1 protein-coding gene is annotated in these 25,896 nt (G+C 43.1%); it reads right to left on the bottom strand.

What is annotated here, in order from left to right:
- Positions 1–26 precede the first annotated feature (26 nt).
- Positions 27–25,715 carry a VCBS domain-containing protein gene (locus KFE69_04480; protein UTW43357.1) on the bottom strand — a complete coding sequence of 8,563 codons (25,689 nt, stop codon included), beginning with the start codon at positions 25,713–25,715 and terminating at the stop codon, positions 27–29.
- Positions 25,716–25,896 lie beyond the last annotated feature (181 nt).

Consider the following 25,896-nt stretch of genomic DNA (forward strand, 5'->3'; position numbering starts at 1 on the left):
AGACCAGTCACCATCCGCTTCGATGGTTAAGTCACCATAAGTCCAGAGATGGTTTCAGCATTAAAGACGGCTTCACCTGTATCGGTATCAGAAATCGTTAATGTACCAGAAGTGGTTAAAGTAGCCGCTGCATCTTCGGTTACGCCACCAGTTGTGTCGCCACCAATGGTAGGGTCATCATTAGTACCTGTAATGGTAATGGTAATATCTTGGGTTGTACCATCATCTGAAGTTACAGTAATTGTATCAGTAAGGGTATCACCGTCACCTAAAGCTTGAATGGCAGATTGAGAGTTATCAGCCGAATAAGACCAGTCACCATCCGCTTCGATGGTTAAGTCACCATAAGTGCCAGAGATGGTTTCAGCATTAAAGACAGCTTCACCTGTATCGGTATCAGAAATCGTTAATGTACCAGAAGTGGTTAAAGTAGCTGCTGCATCTTCGGTTACGCTACCGGTTGTATCACCACCAATGGTAGGATCATCATTAGTACCTGTAATGGTAATGGTAATATCTTGGGTTGTACCATCATCTGAAGTTACAGTAATCGTATCAGTAAGGGTATCACCGTCACCTAAAGCCTGAATCGCAGATTGAGAGTTATCAGCAGAATAGCTCCAGTCACCATCCGCTTCAATGGTTAAGTCACCATAAGTACCAGAGATGGTTTCAGCATTAAAGACAGCTTCACCTGTATCGGTATCAGAAATCGTTAAGCTACCAGAAGTGGTTAAAGTAGCCGCTGCATCTTCAGTCACGCCACCAGTTGTGTCGCCACCAATGGTAGGGTCATCATTAGTACCTGTAATGGTAATGGTAATATCTTGGGTTGTACCATCATCTGAAGTTACCGTAATTGTATCAGTAAGAGTGTCGCCAGCGCCTAAGGCTTGTATTGCAGATTGGCTATTATCGGCAGAATAGCTCCAGTCACCATCCGCTTCGATGGTTAAGTCACCATAAGTGCCAGAGATGGTTTCAGCATTAAAGACGGCTTCACCTGTATCGGTATCAGAAATCGTTAATGTACCAGAAGTGGTTAAAGTAGCTGCTGCATCTTCAGTCACAGAGCCTGACGTATCGCCACCAATGGTAGGGTCATCATTAGTACCTGTAATGGTAATGGTAATATCTTGGGTTGTACCATCATCTGAAGTTACAGTAATTGTATCAGTAAGGGTATCACCGTCACCTAAAGCCTGAATCGCAGATTGAGAGTTATCAGCAGAATAGCTCCAGTCACCATCCGCTTCGATAGTTAAGTCACCATAAGTACCAGAGATGGTTTCAGCATTAAAGACAGCTTCACCTGTATCGGTATCAGAAATCGTTAATGTACCAGAAGTGGTTAAAGTAGCTGCTGCATCTTCGGTTACGCTACCGGTTGTATCACCACCAATGGTAGGATCATCATTAGTACCTGTAATGGTAATGGTAATATCTTGGGTTGTACCATCATCTGAAGTTACAGTAATCGTATCAGTAAGGGTATCACCGTCACCTAAAGCCTGAATCGCAGATTGAGAGTTATCAGCAGAATAGCTCCAGTCACCATCCGCTTCAATGGTTAAGTCACCATAAGTACCAGAGATGGTTTCAGCATTAAAGACAGCTTCACCTGTATCGGTATCAGAAATCGTTAATGTACCAGAAGTGGTTAAAGTAGCCGCTGCATCTTCAGTCACGCCACCAGTTGTGTCGCCACCAATGGTAGGGTCATCATTAGTACCTGTAATGGTAATGGTAATATCTTGGGTTGTACCATCATCTGAAGTTACCGTAATTGTATCAGTAAGGGTGTCGCCAGCGCCTAAGGCTTGTATTGCAGATTGGCTATTATCGGCAGAATAGCTCCAGTCACCATCCGCTTCGATGGTTAAGTCACCATAAGTGCCAGAGATGGTTTCAGCATTAAAGACAGCTTCACCTGTATCGGTATCAGAAATCGTTAATGTACCAGAAGTGGTTAAAGTAGCTGCTGCATCTTCGGTTACGCTACCGGTTGTGTCGCCACCAATGGTAGGATCATCATTAGTACCTGTAATGGTAATGGTAATATCTTGGGTTGTACCATCATCTGAAGTTACAGTAATTGTATCAGTAAGGGTCTCGCCGTCACCTAAAGCCTGAATCGCAGATTGACTATTATCAGCAGAATAAGACCAGTCACCATCCGCTTCGATGGTTAAGTCACCATAGGTACCAGAGATGGTTTCAGCATTAAAGACGGCTTCACCTGTATCGGTGTCAGAAATCGTTAATGTACCAGAAGTGGTTAAAGTAGCCGCTGCATCTTCAGTCACAGAGCCTGAGGTATCGCCACCAATGGTAGGCTCATCATTAGTACCTGTAATGGTAATGGTAATATCTTGGGTTGTACCATCATCTGAAGTTACAGTAATCGTATCAGTAAGGGTGTCACCGTCACCTAAAGCCTGAATCGCAGATTGAGAGTTATCAGCAGAATAGCTCCAGTCACCATCCGCTTCAATGGTTAAGTCACCATAAGTACCAGAGATGGTTTCAGCATTAAAGACAGCTTCACCTGTATCGGTATCAGAAATGGTTAAGCTACCAGAAGTGGTTAAAGTAGCTGCTGCATCTTCGGTTACGCTACCGGTTGTATCACCACCAATGGTGGGATCATCATTAGTACCTGTAATGGTAATGGTAATATCTTGGGTTGTACCATCATCTGAAGTTACAGTAATTGTATCAGTAAGGGTCTCGCCGTCACCTAAAGCTTGAATGGCAGATTGAGAGTTATCGGCAGAATAGCTCCAGTCACCATCCGCTTCGATAGTTAAGTCACCATAAGTACCAGAGATGGTTTCAGCATTAAAGACGGCTTCACCTGTATCGGTATCAGAAATCGTTAATGTACCAGAAGTGGTTAAAGTAGCTGCTGCATCTTCAGTCACAGAGCCTGACGTATCGCCACCAATGGTAGGGTCATCATTAGTACCTGTAATGGTAATGGTAATATCTTGGGTTGTACCATCATCTGAAGTTACCGTAATCGTATCAGTAAGGGTATCACCGTCACCTAAAGCCTGAATCGCAGATTGACTATTATCAGCAGAATAGCTCCAGTCACCATCCGCTTCAATGGTTAAGTCACCATAAGTACCAGAGATGGTTTCAGCATTAAAGACAGCTTCACCTGTATCGGTATCAGAAATCGTTAATGTACCAGAAGTGGTTAAAGTAGCTGCTGCATCTTCAGTCACGCCACCAGTTGTGTCGCCACCAATGGTAGGATCATCATTAGTACCTGTAATGGTAATGGTAATATCTTGGGTTGTACCATCATCTGAAGTTACAGTAATTGTATCAGTAAGGGTATCACCGTCACCTAAAGCCTGAATGGCAGATTGAGAGTTATCAGCCGAATAAGACCAGTCACCATCCGCTTCGATGGTTAAGTCACCGTAGGTGCCAGAGATGGTTTCAGCATTAAAGACGGCTTCACCTGTATCGGTATCAGAAATCGTTAATGTACCAGAAGTGGTTAAAGTAGCTGCTGCATCTTCAGTTACAGAGCCTGACGTATCACCACCAATGGTAGGATCATCATTAGTACCTGTAATGGTAATGGTAATATCTTGGGTTGTACCATCATCTGAAGTTACCGTAATTGTATCAGTAAGGGTGTCGCCAGCGCCTAAGGCTTGTATTGCAGATTGGCTATTATCGGCAGAATAGCTCCAGTCACCATCCGCTTCGATGGTTAAGTCACCATAAGTCCCAGAGATGGTTTCAGCATTAAAGACGGCTTCACCTGTATCGGTATCAGAAATCGTTAATGTACCAGAAGTGGTTAAAGTAGCCGCTGCATCTTCGGTTACGCCACCAGTTGTGTCGCCACCAATGGTAGGGTCATCATTAGTACCTGTAATGGTAATGGTAATATCTTGGGTTGTACCATCATCTGAAGTAACCGTAATTGTATCAGTAAGGGTATCACCGTCACCTAAAGCCTGAATGGCAGATTGAGAGTTATCAGCCGAATAAGACCAGTCACCATCCGCTTCGATAGTTAAGTCACCATAGGTACCAGAGATGGTTTCAGCATTAAAGACAGCTTCACCTGTATCGGTATCAGAAATCGTTAATGTACCAGAAGTGGTTAAAGTAGCTGCTGCATCTTCAGTTACAGAGCCTGACGTATCACCACCAATGGTAGGATCATCATTAGTACCTGTAATCGTAATGGTAATATTTTGGGTTGTACCATCATCTGAAGTAACCGTAATTGTATCGGTAAGGGTATCGCCGTCACCTAAAGCCTGAATCGCAGATTGAGAGTTATCAGCCGAATAAGACCAGTCACCATCCGCTTCGATGGTTAAGTCACCATAAGTACCAGAGATGGTTTCAGCATTAAAGACAGCTTCACCTGTATCGGTATCAGAAATCGTTAATGTACCAGAAGTGGTTAAAGTAGCCGCTGCATCTTCAGTCACAGAGCCTGACGTATCGCCACCAATGGTAGGGTCATCATTAGTACCTGTAATGGTAATGGTAATATCTTGGGTTGTACCATCATCTGAAGTTACAGTAATTGTATCAGTAAGGGTATCACCGTCACCTAAAGCCTGAATCGCAGATTGAGAGTTATCAGCAGAATAGCTCCAGTCACCATCCGCTTCGATAGTTAAGTCACCATAAGTACCAGAGATGGTTTCAGCATTAAAGACAGCTTCACCTGTATCGGTATCAGAAATCGTTAATGTACCAGAAGTGGTTAAAGTAGCCGCTGCATCTTCAGTCACGCCACCAGTTGTGTCGCCACCAATGGTAGGATCATCATTAGTACCTGTAATGGTAATGGTAATATCTTGGGTTGTACCATCATCTGAAGTTACAGTAATTGTATCAGTAAGGGTCTCGCCGTCACCTAAAGCCTGAATGGCAGATTGAGAGTTATCAGCAGAATAAGACCAGTCACCATCCGCTTCGATAGTTAAGTCACCATAAGTACCAGAGATGGTTTCAGCATTAAAGACGGCTTCACCTGTATCGGTATCAGAAATCGTTAATGTACCAGAAGTGGTTAAAGTAGCCGCTGCATCTTCAGTTACAGAGCCAGTTGTATCACCACCAATGGTAGGGTCATCATTAGTACCTGTAATGGTAATGGTAATATCTTGGGTTGTACCATCATCTGAAGTAACCGTAATTGTATCGGTAAGGGTATCGCCGTCACCTAAAGCCTGAATCGCAGATTGAGAGTTATCAGCCGAATAAGACCAGTCACCATCCGCTTCGATAGTTAAGTCACCATAGGTACCAGAGATGGTTTCAGCATTAAAGACGGCTTCACCTGTATCGGTATCAGAAATCGTTAATGTACCAGAAGTGGTTAAAGTAGCCGCTGCATCTTCAGTCACAGAGCCTGAGGTATCACCACCAATGGTAGGATCATCATTAGTACCTGTAATGGTAATGGTAATATCTTGAGTTGTACCATCATCTGAAGTAACCGTAATTGTATCGGTAAGGGTCTCGCCGTCACCTAAAGCTTGAATCGCAGATTGAGAGTTATCAGCAGAATAAGACCAGTCACCATCCGCTTCGATAGTTAAGTCACCATAGGTACCAGAGATGGTTTCAGCATTAAAGACGGCTTCACCTGTATCGGTATCAGAAATGGTTAATGTACCAGAAGTGGTTAAAGTAGCTGCTGCATCTTCGGTTACGCCACCAGTTGTGTCGCCACCAATGGTAGGCTCATCATTAGTACCTGTAATGGTAATGGTAATATCTTGGGTTGTACCATCATCTGAAGTTACCGTAATTGTATCAGTAAGGGTCTCGCCGTCACCTAAAGCTTGAATGGCAGATTGAGAGTTATCGGCAGAATAGCTCCAGTCACCATCCGCTTCGATAGTTAAGTCACCATAAGTACCAGAGATGGTTTCAGCATTAAAGACAGCTTCACCTGTATCGGTATCAGAAATCGTTAATGTACCAGAAGTGGTTAAAGTAGCCGCTGCATCTTCGGTTACGCTACCGGTTGTATCACCACCAATGGTGGGATCATCATTAGTACCTGTAATGGCAATGGTAATATCTTGGGTTGTACCATCATCTGAAGTTACAGTAATTGTATCAGTAAGGGTATCACCGTCACCTAAAGCTTGAATGGCAGATTGAGAGTTATCAGCCGAATAAGACCAGTCACCATCCGCTTCGATAGTTAAGTCACCATAAGTGCCAGAGATGGTTTCAGCATTAAAGACAGCTTCACCTGTATCGGTATCAGAAATCGTTAATGTACCAGAAGTGGTTAAAGTAGCCGCTGCATCTTCAGTTACAGAGCCTGACGTATCACCACCAATGGTAGGGTCATCATTAGTACCTGTAATGGTAATGGTAATATCTTGAGTTGTACCATCATCTGAAGTAACCGTAATTGTATCGGTAAGGGTATCGCCAGCGCCTAAAGCCTGAATCGCAGATTGACTATTATCAGCAGAATAGCTCCAGTCACCATCCGCTTCAATGGTTAAGTCACCATAAGTACCAGAGATGGTTTCAGCATTAAAGACAGCTTCACCTGTATCGGTATCAGAAATCGTTAATGTACCAGAAGTGGTTAAAGTAGCTGCTGCATCTTCAGTTACAGAGCCTGACGTATCACCACCAATGGTAGGATCATCATTAGTACCTGTAATGGTAATGGTAATATCTTGGGTTGTACCATCATCTGAAGTAACCGTAATTGTATCAGTAAGGGTATCACCGTCACCTAAAGCCTGAATGGCAGATTGACTATTATCGGCAGAATAGCTCCAGTCACCATCAGCTTCGATAGTTAAGTCACCATAAGTACCAGAGATGGTTTCAGCATTAAAGACGGCTTCACCTGTATCGGTATCAGAAATCGTTAATGTACCAGAAGTGGTTAAAGTAGCCGCTGCATCTTCAGTTACAGAGCCAGTTGTATCACCACCAATGGTAGGGTCATCATTAGTACCTGTAATGGTAATGGTAATATCTTGGGTTGTACCATCATCTGAAGTAACCGTAATTGTATCAGTAAGGGTATCGCCGTCACCTAAAGCCTGAATCGCAGATTGAGAGTTATCAGCCGAATAAGACCAGTCACCATCCGCTTCGATAGTTAAGTCACCATAGGTACCAGAGATGGTTTCAGCATTAAAGACGGCTTCACCTGTATCGGTATCAGAAATCGTTAATGTACCAGAAGTGGTTAAAGTAGCCGCTGCATCTTCAGTCACAGAGCCTGAGGTATCGCCACCAATGGTAGGATCATCATTAGTACCTGTAATGGTAATGGTAATATCTTGAGTTGTACCATCATCTGAAGTAACCGTAATTGTATCGGTAAGGGTCTCGCCGTCACCTAAAGCTTGAATCGCAGATTGAGAGTTATCAGCAGAATAAGACCAGTCACCATCCGCTTCGATAGTTAAGTCACCATAGGTACCAGAGATGGTTTCAGCATTAAAGACGGCTTCACCTGTATCGGTATCAGAAATGGTTAATGTACCAGAAGTGGTTAAAGTAGCTGCTGCATCTTCGGTTACGCCACCAGTTGTGTCGCCACCAATGGTAGGCTCATCATTAGTACCTGTAATGGTAATGGTAATATCTTGGGTTGTACCATCATCTGAAGTTACAGTAATTGTATCAGTAAGGGTATCACCGTCACCTAAAGCTTGAATGGCAGATTGAGAGTTATCAGCCGAATAAGACCAGTCACCATCAGCTTCGATGGTTAAGTCACCATAAGTGCCAGAGATGGTTTCAGCATTAAAGACGGCTTCACCTGTATCGGTATCAGAAATGGTTAATGTACCAGAAGTGGTTAAAGTAGCTGCTGCATCTTCAGTCACGCCACCAGTTGTGTCGCCACCAATGGTAGGATCATCATTAGTACCTGTAATGGTAATGGTAATATCTTGAGTTGTACCATCATCTGAAGTAACCGTAATTGTATCGGTAAGGGTATCGCCGTCACCTAAAGCTTGAATGGCAGATTGAGAGTTATCAGCAGAATAAGACCAGTCACCATCCGCTTCGATAGTTAAGTCACCATAGGTACCAGAGATGGTTTCAGCATTAAAGACAGCTTCACCTGTATCGGTATCAGAAATGGTTAAGCTACCAGAAGTGGTTAAAGTAGCCGCTGCATCTTCGGTTACGCTACCGGTTGTATCACCACCAATGGTGGGCTCATCATTAGTACCTGTAATCGTAATGGTAATATCTTGGGTTGTACCATCATCTGAAGTAACCGTAATTGTATCGGTAAGGGTATCGCCGTCACCTAAAGCTTGAATCGCAGATTGACTATTATCAGCAGAATAAGACCAGTCACCATCCGCTTCGATAGTTAAGTCACCATAGGTACCAGAGATGGTTTCAGCATTAAAGACGGCTTCACCTGTATCGGTGTCAGAAATCGTTAATGTACCAGAAGTGGTTAAAGTAGCCGCTGCATCTTCAGTCACAGAGCCTGAGGTATCGCCACCAATGGTAGGGTCATCATTAGTACCTGTAATGGTAATGGTAATATCTTGGGTTGTACCATCATCTGAAGTTACAGTAATCGTATCAGTAAGGGTGTCACCGTCACCTAAAGCCTGAATCGCAGATTGAGAGTTATCAGCAGAATAGCTCCAGTCACCATCCGCTTCGATGGTTAAGTCACCATAAGTACCAGAGATGGTTTCAGCATTAAAGACAGCTTCACCTGTATCGGTATCAGAAATGGTTAAGCTACCAGAAGTGGTTAAAGTAGCTGCTGCATCTTCGGTTACGCTACCGGTTGTATCACCACCAATGGTGGGATCATCATTAGTACCTGTAATGGTAATGGTAATATCTTGGGTTGTACCATCATCTGAAGTTACAGTAATTGTATCAGTAAGGGTCTCGCCGTCACCTAAAGCTTGAATGGCAGATTGAGAGTTATCGGCAGAATAGCTCCAGTCACCATCCGCTTCGATAGTTAAGTCACCATAAGTACCAGAGATGGTTTCAGCATTAAAGACGGCTTCACCTGTATCGGTATCAGAAATCGTTAATGTACCAGAAGTGGTTAAAGTAGCTGCTGCATCTTCAGTCACAGAGCCTGACGTATCGCCACCAATGGTAGGGTCATCATTAGTACCTGTAATGGTAATGGTAATATCTTGGGTTGTACCATCATCTGAAGTTACCGTAATCGTATCAGTAAGGGTATCACCGTCACCTAAAGCCTGAATCGCAGATTGACTATTATCAGCAGAATAGCTCCAGTCACCATCCGCTTCAATGGTTAAGTCACCATAAGTACCAGAGATGGTTTCAGCATTAAAGACAGCTTCACCTGTATCGGTATCAGAAATCGTTAATGTACCAGAAGTGGTTAAAGTAGCTGCTGCATCTTCAGTCACGCCACCAGTTGTGTCGCCACCAATGGTAGGATCATCATTAGTACCTGTAATGGTAATGGTAATATCTTGGGTTGTACCATCATCTGAAGTTACAGTAATTGTATCAGTAAGGGTATCACCGTCACCTAAAGCCTGAATGGCAGATTGAGAGTTATCAGCCGAATAAGACCAGTCACCATCCGCTTCGATGGTTAAGTCACCGTAGGTGCCAGAGATGGTTTCAGCATTAAAGACGGCTTCACCTGTATCGGTATCAGAAATCGTTAATGTACCAGAAGTGGTTAAAGTAGCTGCTGCATCTTCAGTTACAGAGCCTGACGTATCACCACCAATGGTAGGATCATCATTAGTACCTGTAATGGTAATGGTAATATCTTGGGTTGTACCATCATCTGAAGTTACCGTAATTGTATCAGTAAGGGTGTCGCCAGCGCCTAAGGCTTGTATTGCAGATTGGCTATTATCGGCAGAATAGCTCCAGTCACCATCCGCTTCGATGGTTAAGTCACCATAGGTACCAGAGATGGTTTCAGCATTAAAGACGGCTTCACCTGTATCGGTATCAGAAATCGTTAATGTACCAGAAGTGGTTAAAGTAGCCGCTGCATCTTCAGTCACGCCACCAGTTGTGTCGCCACCAATGGTAGGATCATCATTAGTACCTGTAATGGTAATGGTAATATCTTGGGTTGTACCATCATCTGAAGTTACCGTAATTGTATCAGTAAGGGTATCGCCGTCACCTAAAGCTTGAATGGCAGATTGAGAGTTATCAGCAGAATAAGACCAGTCACCATCCGCTTCGATGGTTAAGTCACCATAGGTACCAGAGATGGTTTCAGCATTAAAGACGGCTTCACCTGTATCGGTATCAGAAATCGTTAATGTACCAGAAGTGGTTAAAGTAGCCGCTGCATCTTCAGTCACGCCACCAGTTGTGTCGCCACCAATGGTAGAATCATCATTAGTACCTGTAATGGTAATGGTAATATCTTGGGTTGTACCATCATCTGAAGTTACAGTAATTGTATCAGTAAGGGTATCGCCGTCACCTAAAGCTTGAATGGCAGATTGAGAGTTATCAGCAGAATAAGACCAATCACCATCCGCTTCGATGGTTAAGTCACCATAAGTGCCAGAGATGGTTTCAGCATTAAAGACGGCTTCACCTGTATCGGTATCAGAAATCGTTAATGTACCAGAAGTGGTTAAAGTAGCTGCTGCATCTTCGGTTACGCCACCAGTTGTGTCGCCACCAATGGTAGGATCATCATTAGTACCTGTAATGGTAATGGTAATATCTTGGGTTGTACCATCATCTGAAGTTACAGTAATCGTATCAGTAAGGGTATCGCCAGCGCCTAAGGCTTGTATTGCAGATTGGCTATTATCAGCAGAATAGCTCCAGTCACCATCCGCTTCGATGGTTAAGTCACCATAAGTGCCAGAGATGGTTTCAGCATTAAAGAGGGCTTCACCTGTATCGGTATCAGAAATCGTTAATGTACCAGAAGTGGTTAAAGTAGCTGCTGCATCTTCGGTTACGCCACCAGTTGTGTCGCCACCAATGGTAGGATCATCATTAGTACCTGTAATGGTAATGGTAATATCTTGGGTTGTACCATCATCTGAAGTTACAGTAATTGTATCAGTAAGGGTATCGCCGTCACCTAAAGCCTGAATGGCAGATTGAGAGTTATCAGCAGAATAGCTCCAGTCACCATCCGCTTCGATGGTTAAGTCACCATAAGTGCCAGAGATGGTTTCAGCATTAAAGACGGCTTCACCTGTATCGGTATCAGAAATGGTTAAGCTACCAGAAGTGGTTAAAGTAGCCGCTGCATCTTCAGTCACAGAGCCTGAGGTATCGCCACCAATGGTAGGGTCATCATTAGTACCTGTAATGGTAATGGTAATATCTTGGGTTGTACCATCATCTGAAGTTACAGTAATTGTATCAGTAAGGGTATCGCCGTCACCTAAAGCCTGAATGGCAGATTGAGAGTTATCAGCAGAATAGCTCCAGTCACCATCCGCTTCGATGGTTAAGTCACCATAAGTGCCAGAGATGGTTTCAGCATTAAAGACGGCTTCACCTGTATCGGTATCAGAAATCGTTAATGTACCAGAAGTGGTTAAAGTAGCCGCTGCATCTTCGGTTACGCCACCAGTTGTGTCGCCACCAATGGTAGGCTCATCATTAGTACCTGTAATGGTAATGGTAATATCTTGGGTTGTACCATCATCTGAAGTTACCGTAATTGTATCGGTAAGGGTATCGTCTTGACCTAAAGCCTGAATCGCAGATTGAGAGTTATCAGCAGAATAGCTCCAGTCACCATCCGCTTCGATAGTTAAGTCACCATAAGTACCAGAGATGGTTTCAGCATTAAAGACAGCTTCACCTGTATCGGTATCAGAAATCGTTAATGTACCAGAAGTGGTTAAAGTAGCTGCTGCATCTTCAGTTACAGAGCCTGACGTATCACCACCAATGGTAGGATCATCATTAGTACCTGTAATGGTAATGGTAATATCTTGGGTTGTACCATCATCTGAAGTTACCGTAATTGTATCAGTAAGGGTGTCGCCAGCGCCTAAGGCTTGTATTGCAGATTGGCTATTATCGGCAGAATAGCTCCAGTCACCATCCGCTTCGATGGTTAAGTCACCATAAGTCCCAGAGATGGTTTCAGCATTAAAGACGGCTTCACCTGTATCGGTATCAGAAATGGTTAATGTACCAGAAGTGGTTAAAGTAGCTGCTGCATCTTCGGTTACGCCACCAGTTGTGTCGCCACCAATGGTAGGCTCATCATTAGTACCTGTAATGGTAATGGTAATATCTTGGGTTGTACCATCATCTGAAGTTACAGTAATTGTATCAGTAAGGGTATCACCGTCACCTAAAGCTTGAATGGCAGATTGAGAGTTATCAGCCGAATAAGACCAGTCACCATCCGCTTCGATGGTTAAGTCACCATAAGTGCCAGAGATGGTTTCAGCATTAAAGACAGCTTCACCTGTATCGGTATCAGAAATCGTTAATGTACCAGAAGTGGTTAAAGTAGCCGCTGCATCTTCGGTTACGCCACCAGTTGTGTCGCCACCAATGGTAGGGTCATCATTAGTACCTGTAATGGTAATGGTAATATCTTGGGTTGTACCATCATCTGAAGTAACCGTAATTGTATCAGTAAGGGTATCACCGTCACCTAAAGCCTGAATGGCAGATTGAGAGTTATCAGCCGAATAAGACCAGTCACCATCCGCTTCGATAGTTAAGTCACCATAGGTACCAGAGATGGTTTCAGCATTAAAGACAGCTTCACCTGTATCGGTATCAGAAATCGTTAATGTACCAGAAGTGGTTAAAGTAGCTGCTGCATCTTCAGTTACAGAGCCTGACGTATCACCACCAATGGTAGGATCATCATTAGTACCTGTAATCGTAATGGTAATATTTTGGGTTGTACCATCATCTGAAGTAACCGTAATTGTATCGGTAAGGGTATCGCCGTCACCTAAAGCCTGAATCGCAGATTGAGAGTTATCAGCCGAATAAGACCAGTCACCATCCGCTTCAATGGTTAAGTCACCATAAGTACCAGAGATGGTTTCAGCATTAAAGACAGCTTCACCTGTATCGGTATCAGAAATCGTTAATGTACCAGAAGTGGTTAAAGTAGCCGCTGCATCTTCAGTCACGCCACCAGTTGTGTCGCCACCAATGGTAGGGTCATCATTAGTACCTGTAATGGTAATGGTAATATCTTGGGTTGTACCATCATCTGAAGTTACCGTAATTGTATCAGTAAGGGTGTCGCCAGCGCCTAAGGCTTGTATTGCAGATTGGCTATTATCGGCAGAATAGCTCCAGTCACCATCCGCTTCGATAGTTAAGTCACCATAGGTACCAGAGATGGTTTCAGCATTAAAGACGGCTTCACCTGTATCGGTATCAGAAATCGTTAATGCACCAGAAGTGGTTAAAGTAGCTGCTGCATCTTCAGTCACAGAGCCTGACGTATCGCCACCAATGGTAGGGTCATCATTAGTACCTGTAATGGTAATGGTAATATCTTGGGTTGTACCATCATCTGAAGTTACCGTAATCGTATCAGTAAGGGTATCACCGTCACCTAAAGCCTGAATCGCAGATTGACTATTATCAGCAGAATAGCTCCAGTCACCATCCGCTTCAATGGTTAAGTCACCATAAGTACCAGAGATGGTTTCAGCATTAAAGACAGCTTCACCTGTATCGGTATCAGAAATCGTTAATGTACCAGAAGTGGTTAAAGTAGCTGCTGCATCTTCAGTCACGCCACCAGTTGTGTCGCCACCAATGGTAGGATCATCATTAGTACCTGTAATGGTAATGGTAATATCTTGGGTTGTACCATCATCTGAAGTTACAGTAATTGTATCAGTAAGGGTATCACCGTCACCTAAAGCCTGAATGGCAGATTGAGAGTTATCAGCCGAATAAGACCAGTCACCATCCGCTTCGATGGTTAAGTCACCATAAGTCCCAGAGATGGTTTCAGCATTAAAGACGGCTTCACCTGTATCGGTATCAGAAATCGTTAATGTACCAGAAGTGGTTAAAGTAGCCGCTGCATCTTCGGTTACGCCACCAGTTGTGTCGCCACCAATGGTAGGGTCATCATTAGTACCTGTAATGGTAATGGTAATATCTTGGGTTGTACCATCATCTGAAGTTACAGTAATCGTATCAGTAAGGGTGTCACCGTCACCTAAAGCCTGAATGGCAGATTGAGAGTTATCAGCAGAATAGCTCCAGTCACCATCCGCTTCAATGGTTAAGTCACCATAAGTACCAGAGATGGTTTCAGCATTAAAGACAGCTTCACCTGTATCGGTATCAGAAATCGTTAATGTACCAGAAGTGGTTAAAGTAGCTGCTGCATCTTCGGTTACGCCACCAGTTGTGTCGCCACCAATGGTAGGGTCATCATTAGTACCTGTAATGGTAATGGTAATATCTTGGGTTGTACCATCATCTGAAGTAACCGTAATTGTATCAGTAAGGGTATCACCGTCACCTAAAGCCTGAATGGCAGATTGAGAGTTATCAGCCGAATAAGACCAGTCACCATCCGCTTCGATAGTTAAGTCACCATAGGTACCAGAGATGGTTTCAGCATTAAAGACAGCTTCACCTGTATCGGTATCAGAAATCGTTAATGTACCAGAAGTGGTTAAAGTAGCTGCTGCATCTTCAGTTACAGAGCCTGACGTATCACCACCAATGGTAGGATCATCATTAGTACCTGTAATCGTAATGGTAATATTTTGGGTTGTACCATCATCTGAAGTAACCGTAATTGTATCGGTAAGGGTATCGCCGTCACCTAAAGCCTGAATCGCAGATTGAGAGTTATCAGCCGAATAAGACCAGTCACCATCCGCTTCGATGGTTAAGTCACCATAAGTACCAGAGATGGTTTCAGCATTAAAGACAGCTTCACCTGTATCGGTATCAGAAATCGTTAATGTACCAGAAGTGGTTAAAGTAGCCGCTGCATCTTCAGTCACAGAGCCTGACGTATCGCCACCAATGGTAGGGTCATCATTAGTACCTGTAATGGTAATGGTAATATCTTGGGTTGTACCATCATCTGAAGTTACAGTAATTGTATCAGTAAGGGTATCACCGTCACCTAAAGCCTGAATCGCAGATTGAGAGTTATCAGCAGAATAGCTCCAGTCACCATCCGCTTCGATAGTTAAGTCACCATAAGTACCAGAGATGGTTTCAGCATTAAAGACAGCTTCACCTGTATCGGTATCAGAAATCGTTAATGTACCAGAAGTGGTTAAAGTAGCCGCTGCATCTTCAGTCACGCCACCAGTTGTGTCGCCACCAATGGTAGGATCATCATTAGTACCTGTAATGGTAATGGTAATATCTTGGGTTGTACCATCATCTGAAGTTACAGTAATTGTATCAGTAAGGGTCTCGCCGTCACCTAAAGCCTGAATGGCAGATTGAGAGTTATCAGCAGAATAAGACCAGTCACCATCCGCTTCGATAGTTAAGTCACCATAAGTACCAGAGATGGTTTCAGCATTAAAGACGGCTTCACCTGTATCGGTATCAGAAATCGTTAATGTACCAGAAGTGGTTAAAGTAGCCGCTGCATCTTCAGTTACAGAGCCAGTTGTATCACCACCAATGGTAGGGTCATCATTAGTACCTGTAATGGTAATGGTAATATCTTGGGTTGTACCATCATCTGAAGTAACCGTAATTGTATCGGTAAGGGTATCGCCGTCACCTAAAGCCTGAATCGCAGATTGAGAGTTATCAGCCGAATAAGACCAGTCACCATCCGCTTCGATAGTTAAGTCACCATAGGTACCAGAGATGGTTTCAGCATTAAAGACGGCTTCACCTGTATCGGTATCAGAAATCGTTAATGTACCAGAAGTGGTTAAAGTAGCCGCTGCATCTTCAGTCACAGAGCCTGAGGTATCACCACCAATGGTAGGATCATCATTAGTACCTGTAATGGTAATGGTAATATCTTGAGTTGTACCATCATCTGAAGTAACCGTAATTGTATCGGTAAGGGTCTCGCCGTCACCTAAAGCTTGAATCGCAGATTGAGAGTTATCAGCAGAATAAGACCAGTCACCATCCGCTTCGATAGTTAAGTCACCATAGGTACCAGAGATGGTTTCAGCATTAAAGACGGCTTCACCTGTATCGGTATCAGAAATGGTTAATGTACCAGAAGTGGTTAAAGTAGCTGCTGCATCTTCGGTTACGCCACCAGTTGTGTCGCCACCAATGGTAGGCTCATCATTAGTACCTGTAATGGTAATGGTAATATCTTGGGTTGTACCATCATCTGAAGTTACCGTAATTGTATCAGTAAGGGTCTCGCCGTCACCTAAAGCTTGAATGGCAGATTGAGAGTTATCGGCAGAATAGCTCCAGTCACCATCCGCTTCGATAGTTAAGTCACCATAAGTACCAGAGATGGTTTCAGCATTAAAGACAGCTTCACCTGTATCGGTATCAGAAATCGTTAATGTACCAGAAGTGGTTAAAGTAGCCGCTGCATCTTCGGTTACGCTACCGGTTGTATCACCACCAATGGTGGGATCATCATTAGTACCTGTAATGGCAATGGTAATATCTTGGGTTGTACCATCATCTGAAGTTACAGTAATTGTATCAGTAAGGGTATCACCGTCACCTAAAGCTTGAATGGCAGATTGAGAGTTATCAGCCGAATAAGACCAGTCACCATCCGCTTCGATAGTTAAGTCACCATAAGTGCCAGAGATGGTTTCAGCATTAAAGACAGCTTCACCTGTATCGGTATCAGAAATCGTTAATGTACCAGAAGTGGTTAAAGTAGCCGCTGCATCTTCAGTTACAGAGCCTGACGTATCACCACCAATGGTAGGGTCATCATTAGTACCTGTAATGGTAATGGTAATATCTTGAGTTGTACCATCATCTGAAGTAACCGTAATTGTATCGGTAAGGGTATCGCCAGCGCCTAAAGCCTGAATCGCAGATTGACTATTATCAGCAGAATAGCTCCAGTCACCATCCGCTTCAATGGTTAAGTCACCATAAGTACCAGAGATGGTTTCAGCATTAAAGACAGCTTCACCTGTATCGGTATCAGAAATCGTTAATGTACCAGAAGTGGTTAAAGTAGCTGCTGCATCTTCGGTTACGCCACCAGTTGTGTCGCCACCAATGGTAGGATCATCATTAGTACCTGTAATGGTAATGGTAATATCTTGGGTTGTACCATCATCTGAAGTTACAGTAATTGTATCAGTAAGGGTATCGCCGTCACCTAAAGCCTGAATGGCAGATTGAGAGTTATCAGCAGAATAGCTCCAGTCACCATCCGCTTCGATGGTTAAGTCACCATAAGTGCCAGAGATGGTTTCAGCATTAAAGACGGCTTCACCTGTATCGGTATCAGAAATCGTTAATGTACCAGAAGTGGTTAAAGTAGCCGCTGCATCTTCAGTCACAGAGCCTGAGGTATCGCCACCAATGGTAGGGTCATCATTAGTACCTGTAATGGTAATGGTAATATCTTGAGTTGTGCCATCATCTGAAGTAACCGTAATTGTATCAGTAAGGGTATCGCCGTCACCTAAAGCCTGAATGGCAGATTGAGAGTTATCAGCCGAATAAGACCAATCACCATCCGCTTCGATGGTTAAGTCACCATAGGTACCAGAGATGGTTTCAGCATTAAAGACAGCTTCACCTGTATCGGTATCAGAAATCGTTAATGTACCAGAAGTGGTTAAAGTAGCCGCTGCATCTTCGGTTACGCCACCAGTTGTGTCGCCACCAATGGTAGGATCATCATTAGTACCTGTAATGGTAATGGTAATATCTTGAGTTGTGCCATCATCTGAAGTTACAGTAATTGTATCAGTAAGGGTATCGCCGTCACCTAAAGCCTGAATGGCAGATTGAGAGTTATCAGCCGAATAAGACCAATCACCATCGGCTTCGATGGTTAAGTCACCATAAGTACCAGAGATGGTTTCAGCATTAAAGACGGCTTCACCTGTATCGGTATCAGAAATCGTTAATGTACCAGAAGTGGTTAAAGTAGCCGCTGCATCTTCGGTTACGCCACCAGTTGTGTCGCCACCAATGGTAGGATCATCATTAGTACCTGTAATGGTAATGGTAATATCTTGGGTTGTACCATCATCTGAAGTTACAGTAATTGTATCAGTAAGGGTATCACCGTCACCTAAAGCCTGAATGGCAGATTGAGAGTTATCAGCTGAATAAGACCAGTCACCATCCGCTTCGATGGTTAAGTCACCATAAGTCCCAGAGATGGTTTCAGCATTAAAGAGGGCTTCACCTGTATCGGTATCAGAAATCGTTAATGTACCAGAAGTGGTTAAAGTAGCTGCTGCATCTTCGGTTACGCTACCGGTTGTATCACCACCAATGGTGGGATCATCATTAGTACCTGTAATGGTAATGGTAATATCTTGGGTTGTACCATCATCTGAAGTTACAGTAATTGTATCAGTAAGGGTCTCGCCGTCACCTAAAGCTTGAATGGCAGATTGAGAGTTATCGGCAGAATAGCTCCAGTCACCATCCGCTTCGATAGTTAAGTCACCATAGGTGCCAGAGATGGTTTCAGCATTAAAGACGGCTTCACCTGTATCGGTATCAGAAATCGTTAATGTACCAGAAGTGGTTAAAGTAGCCGCTGCATCTTCAGTTACAGAGCCAGTTGTATCACCACCAATGGTAGGGTCATCATTAGTACCTGTAATGGTAATGGTAATATCTTGGGTTGTACCATCATCTGAAGTAACCGTAATTGTATCAGTAAGGGTATCGCCGTCACCTAAAGCCTGAATGGCAGATTGAGAGTTATCAGCCGAATAAGACCAGTCACCATCAGCTTCGATGGTTAAGTCACCGTAGGTGCCAGAGATGGTTTCAGCATTAAAGACGGCTTCACCTGTATCGGTATCAGAAATCGTTAATGTACCAGAAGTGGTTAAAGTAGCTGCTGCATCTTCAGTTACAGAGCCTGACGTATCACCACCAATGGTAGGGTCATCATTAGTACCTGTAATGGTAATGGTAATATCTTGGGTTGTACCATCATCTGAAGTTACCGTAATCGTATCAGTAAGGGTATCACCGTCACCTAAAGCCTGAATCGCAGATTGACTATTATCAGCAGAATAGCTCCAGTCACCATCCGCTTCAATGGTTAAGTCACCATAAGTACCAGAGATGGTTTCAGCATTAAAGACAGCTTCACCTGTATCGGTATCAGAAATCGTTAATGTACCAGAAGTGGTTAAAGTAGCTGCTGCATCTTCAGTCACGCCACCAGTTGTGTCGCCACCAATGGTAGGATCATCATTAGTACCTGTAATGGTAATGGTAATATCTTGGGTTGTACCATCATCTGAAGTTACAGTAATTGTATCAGTAAGGGTATCACCGTCACCTAAAGCCTGAATGGCAGATTGAGAGTTATCAGCCGAATAAGACCAGTCACCATCAGCTTCGATGGTTAAGTCACCGTAGGTGCCAGAGATGGTTTCAGCATTAAAGACGGCTTCACCTGTATCGGTATCAGAAATCGTTAATGTACCAGAAGTGGTTAAAGTAGCTGCTGCATCTTCGGTTACGCCACCAGTTGTGTCGCCACCAATGGTAGGATCATCATTAGTACCTGTAATGGTAATGGTAATATCTTGGGTTGTACCATCATCTGAAGTTACAGTAATCGTATCAGTAAGGGTATCACCGTCACCTAAAGCCTGAATCGCAGATTGAGAGTTATCAGCAGAATAGCTCCAGTCACCATCCGCTTCGATGGTTAAGTCACCATAAGTGCCAGAGATGGTTTCAGCATTAAAGAGGGCTTCACCTGTATCGGTATCAGAAATCGTTAATGTACCAGAAGTGGTTAAAGTAGCTGCTGCATCTTCGGTTACGCCACCAGTTGTGTCGCCACCAATGGTAGGATCATCATTAGTACCTGTAATGGTAATGGTAATATCTTGGGTTGTACCATCATCTGAAGTTACAGTAATTGTATCAGTAAGGGTATCGCCGTCACCTAAAGCCTGAATGGCAGATTGAGAGTTATCAGCCGAATAAGACCAGTCACCATCCGCTTCGATGGTTAAGTCACCATAAGTGCCAGAGATGGTTTCAGCATTAAAGACGGCTTCACCTGTATCGGTATCAGAAATCGTTAATGTACCAGAAGTGGTTAAAGTAGCCGCTGCATCTTCAGTCACAGAGCCTGAGGTATCGCCACCAATGGTAGGGTCATCATTAGTACCTGTAATGGTAATGGTAATATCTTGGGTTGTACCATCATCTGAAGTTACAGTAATTGTATCAGTAAGGGTGTCACCGTCACCTAAAGCCTGAATGGCAGATTGAGAGTTATCAGCAGAATAGCTCCAGTCACCATCCGCTTCGATGGTTAAGTCACCATAAGTACCAGAGATGGTTTCAGCATTAAAGACAGCTTCACCTGTATCGGTATCAGAAATCGTTAATGTACCAGAAGTGGTTAAAGTAGCTGCTGCATCTTCGGTTACGCCACCAGTTGTGTCGCCACCAATGGTAGGATCATCATTAGTACCTGTAATGGTAATGGTAATATCTTGGGTTGTACCATCATCTGAAGTTACAGTAATTGTATCAGTAAGGGTCTCGCCGTCACCTAAAGCCTGAATCGCAGATTGAGAGTTATCAGCAGAATAGCTCCAGTCACCATCCGCTTCAATGGTTAAGTCACCATAAGTACCAGAGATGGTTTCAGCATTAAAGACAGCTTCACCTGTATCGGTATCAGAAATCGTTAATGTACCAGAAGTGGTTAAAGTAGCCGCTGCATCTTCAGTTACAGAGCCTGACGTATCACCACCAATGGTAGGGTCATCATTAGTACCTGTAATGGTAATGGTAATATCTTGGGTTGTACCATCATCTGAAGTTACCGTAATCGTATCAGTAAGGGTATCACCGTCACCTAAAGCCTGAATCGCAGATTGAGAGTTATCAGCAGAATAGCTCCAGTCACCATCCGCTTCGATAGTTAAGTCACCATAAGTACCAGAGATGGTTTCAGCATTAAAGACAGCTTCACCTGTATCGGTATCAGAAATGGTTAATGTACCAGAAGTGGTTAAAGTAGCTGCTGCATCTTCGGTTACAGAGCCAGTTGTATCACCACCAATGGTAGGATCATCATTAGTACCTGTAATGGTAATGGTAATATCTTGGGTTGTACCATCATCTGAAGTTACCGTAATCGTATCAGTAAGGGTATCACCGTCACCTAAAGCCTGAATCGCAGATTGAGAGTTATCAGCAGAATAGCTCCAGTCACCATCCGCTTCGATAGTTAAGTCACCATAAGTACCAGAGATGGTTTCAGCATTAAAGACAGCTTCATCTGTATCGGTATCAGAAATCGTTAATGTACCAGAAGTGGTTAAAGTAGCTGCTGCATCTTCGGTTACGCTACCGGTTGTATCACCACCAATGGTAGGATCATCATTAGTACCTGTAATGGTAATGGTAATATCTTGGGTTGTACCATCATCTGAAGTTACAGTAATCGTATCAGTAAGGGTATCACCGTCACCTAAAGCCTGAATCGCAGATTGAGAGTTATCAGCAGAATAGCTCCAGTCACCATCCGCTTCAATGGTTAAGTCACCATAAGTACCAGAGATGGTTTCAGCATTAAAGACAGCTTCACCTGTATCGGTATCAGAAATCGTTAATGTACCAGAAGTGGTTAAAGTAGCCGCTGCATCTTCAGTCACGCCACCAGTTGTGTCGCCACCAATGGTAGGGTCATCATTAGTACCTGTAATGGTAATGGTAATATCTTGGGTTGTACCATCATCTGAAGTTACAGTAATTGTATCAGTAAGGGTATCGCCTTGACCTAAAGCTTGAATGGCAGATTGAGAGTTATCAGCAGAATAAGACCAGTCACCATCCGCTTCAATGGTTAAGTCACCATAAGTGCCAGAGATGGTTTCAGCATTAAAGACAGCTTCACCTGTATCGGTATCAGAAATCGTTAATGTACCAGAAGTGGTTAAAGTAGCCGCTGCATCTTCAGTCACGCCACCAGTTGTGTCGCCACCAATGGTAGGATCATCATTAGTACCTGTAATGGTAATGGTAATATCTTGGGTTGTACCATCATCTGAAGTTACAGTAATTGTATCAGTAAGGGTCTCGCCGTCACCTAAAGCCTGAATGGCAGATTGAGAGTTATCAGCAGAATAAGACCAGTCACCATCCGCTTCGATGGTTAAGTCACCATAAGTGCCAGAGATGGTTTCAGCATTAAAGACGGCTTCACCTGTATCGGTATCAGAAATCGTTAATGTACCAGAAGTGGTTAAAGTAGCCGCTGCATCTTCAGTCACGCCACCAGTTGTGTCGCCACCAATGGTAGGATCATCATTAGTACCTGTAATGGTAATGGTAATATCTTGGGTTGTACCATCATCTGAAGTTACAGTAATTGTATCAGTAAGGGTATCACCGTCACCTAAAGCTTGAATGGCAGATTGAGAGTTATCAGCAGAATAAGACCAATCACCATCCGCTTCGATGGTTAAGTCACCATAAGTGCCAGAGATGGTTTCAGCATTAAAGACGGCTTCACCTGTATCGGTATCAGAAATCGTTAATGTACCAGAAGTGGTTAAAGTAGCTGCTGCATCTTCGGTTACGCCACCAGTTGTGTCGCCACCAATGGTAGGATCATCATTAGTACCTGTAATGGTAATGGTAATATCTTGGGTTGTACCATCATCTGAAGTAACCGTAATTGTATCAGTAAGGGTATCGCCGTCACCTAAAGCTTGAATGGCAGATTGAGAGTTATCAGCAGAATAAGACCAATCACCATCCGCTTCGATGGTTAAGTCACCATAAGTACCAGAGATGGTTTCAGCATTAAAGACAGCTTCACCTGTATCGGTATCAGAAATCGTTAATGTACCAGAAGTGGTTAAAGTAGCTGCTGCATCTTCGGTTACGCCACCAGTTGTGTCGCCACCAATGGTAGGATCATCATTAGTACCTGTAATGGTAATGGTAATATCTTGGGTTGTACCATCATCTGAAGTTACAGTAATCGTATCAGTAAGGGTATCACCGTCACCTAAAGCTTGAATGGCAGATTGAGAGTTATCAGCCGAATAAGACCAGTCACCATCCGCTTCGATGGTTAAGTCACCATAAGTCCCAGAGATGGTTTCAGCATTAAAGACGGCTTCACCTGTATCGGTATCAGAAATCGTTAATGTACCAGAAGTGGTTAAAGTAGCCGCTGCATCTTCAGTTACAGAGCCAGTTGTATCACCACCAATGGTAGGGTCATCATTAGTACCTGTAATGGTAATGGTAATATCTTGGGTTGTACCATCATCTGAAGTTACAGTAATTGTATCAGTAAGGGTATCGCCGTCACCTAAAGCTTGAATGGCAGATTGAGAGTTATCAGCAGAATAAGACCAATCACCATCCGCTTCGATGGTTAAGTCACCATAAGTACCAGAGATGGTTTCAGCATTAAAGACAGCTTCACCTGTATCGGTATCAGAAATCGTTAATGTACCAGAAGTGGTTAAAGTAGCTGCTGCATCTTCGGTTACGCCACCAGTTGTGTCGCCACCAATGGTAGGATCATCATTAGTACCTGTAATGGTAATGGTAATATCTTGGGTTGTACCATCATCTGAAGTTACAGTAATTGTATCAGTAAGGGTGTCGCCAGCGCCTAAGGCTTGTATTGCAGATTGGCTATTATCGGCAGAATAGCTCCAGTCACCATCCGCTTCGATGGTTAAGTCACCATAAGTGCCAGAGATGGTTTCAGCATTAAAGACGGCTTCACCTGTATCGGTATCAGAAATCGTTAATGTACCAGAAGTGGTTAAAGTAGCCGCTGCATCTTCAGTCACGCCACCAGTTGTATCGCCACCAATGGTAGGATCATCATTAGTACCTGTAATGGTAATGGTAATATCTTGGGTTGTACCATCATCTGAAGTTACAGTAATCGTATCAGTAAGGGTGTCGCCGTCACCTAAAGCTTGTATTGCAGATTGAGAGTTATCAGCCGAATAAGACCAGTCACCATCAGCTTCGATAGTTAAGTCACCATAAGTGCCAGAGATGGTTTCAGCATTAAAGACGGCTTCACCTGTATCGGTATCAGAAATCGTTAATGTACCAGAAGTGGTTAAAGTAGCCGCTGCATCTTCAGTCACAGAGCCTGACGTATCACCACCAATGGTAGGCTCATCATTAGTACCTGTAATGGTAATAGTAATATCTTGGGTTGTACCATCATCTGAAGTTACAGTAATTGTATCAGTAAGGGTATCACCGTCACCTAAAGCTTGAATGGCAGATTGAGAGTTATCAGCCGAATAAGACCAGTCACCATCCGCTTCGATGGTTAAGTCACCATAAGTGCCAGAGATGGTTTCAGCATTAAAGACAGCTTCACCTGTATCGGTGTCAGAAATCGTTAATGTACCAGAAGTGGTTAAAGTAGCCGCTGCATCTTCAGTCACAGAGCCAGTTGTGTCGCCACCAATGGTAGGGTCATCATTAGTACCTGTAATGGTAATGGTAATATCTTGGGTTGTACCATCATCTGAAGTTACAGTAATTGTATCAGTAAGGGTATCACCGTCACCTAAAGCTTGAATGGCAGATTGAGAGTTATCAGCCGAATAAGACCAGTCACCATCCGCTTCGATGGTTAAGTCACCATAAGTGCCAGAGATGGTTTCAGCATTAAAGACGGCTTCACCTGTATCGGTATCAGAAATCGTTAATGTACCAGAAGTGGTTAAAGTAGCTGCTGCATCTTCAGTCACGCCACCAGTTGTGTCGCCACCAATGGTAGGCTCATCATTAGTACCTGTAATGGTAATGGTAATATCTTGGGTTGTACCATCATCTGAAGTTACAGTAATGGTGTCAGTTAAAGTATCGCCATCACCTAGTGCTTGAATAGCATTTTGATTATTATCGGCAGAATAAGACCAGTTACCATCTGCATCAATGATTAAATCACCATAGTTTCCAGTAATTGTTTCATCTGTGAAACTATCATTAGTGATAATTAATGTACCAGATGTGGAAATTTGATTACCAATAACACCAACATCTTCAGTAATAGAACCTTCAATTGTTCCTTCAATAACTGTTGGTTCTATTATAGTTTCTTCAGGCTCTTCTTCTAAGGCTTCTTCTTCCTCTGGTTCTCCTTCTTCTTCAACAAGAGGTACTACATCCTCTACATTTTGAATATTCCTTTCTAAATTAAAATCAGTTTGTTGAAGATTGGGCTCTACTCTTGAGTTTAGAGATTGATCAAAAAGGGTAATTAAATCGATTGTACCTGTGAAAATAATTGGTTTAATTAGTTGAAGGTCATTGGTGATGCTTGAATCAGTAAATAATTCTGGCAATGTAGCATTAAAAGTAGATATATCAATACCAAGATCAACTAATAAAGCTATTTCATTAACAGTAAGGTTGGATGAGTGATCTATTGTTTCTTCTGTTGTTGGAGCTTCACGTAATATTGTTCTTGTATATTTGGCAAGTAAAGATTCACTCCCAAAATGCGTATTCTCATGCCCCCCAACTGTATCAGGCGTAATAGCTGTTACTTTTGTGTCTAAATATTCTTTACCAGATGTAAACTGATTGTTGTTAGCCATAAATAATAATCCGATACATTAATACCCTTACATTTTAAAAGTATATCGACTTTAATTAAATTATAGTAGTTTAACTGATGATTTTTAATTAATTAGGTTAAATTATTGATTTTAAAGTTTTAGTTTTTTGATGTTGATCTTAATTATAAATTTTAAAAAAATTATAAACAATATGTTTTTT

The organism is bacterium SCSIO 12844 (assembly GCA_024397935.1).
In the GTDB taxonomy this organism is placed as follows: Bacteria; Pseudomonadota; Gammaproteobacteria; order Francisellales; family Francisellaceae; genus M0027.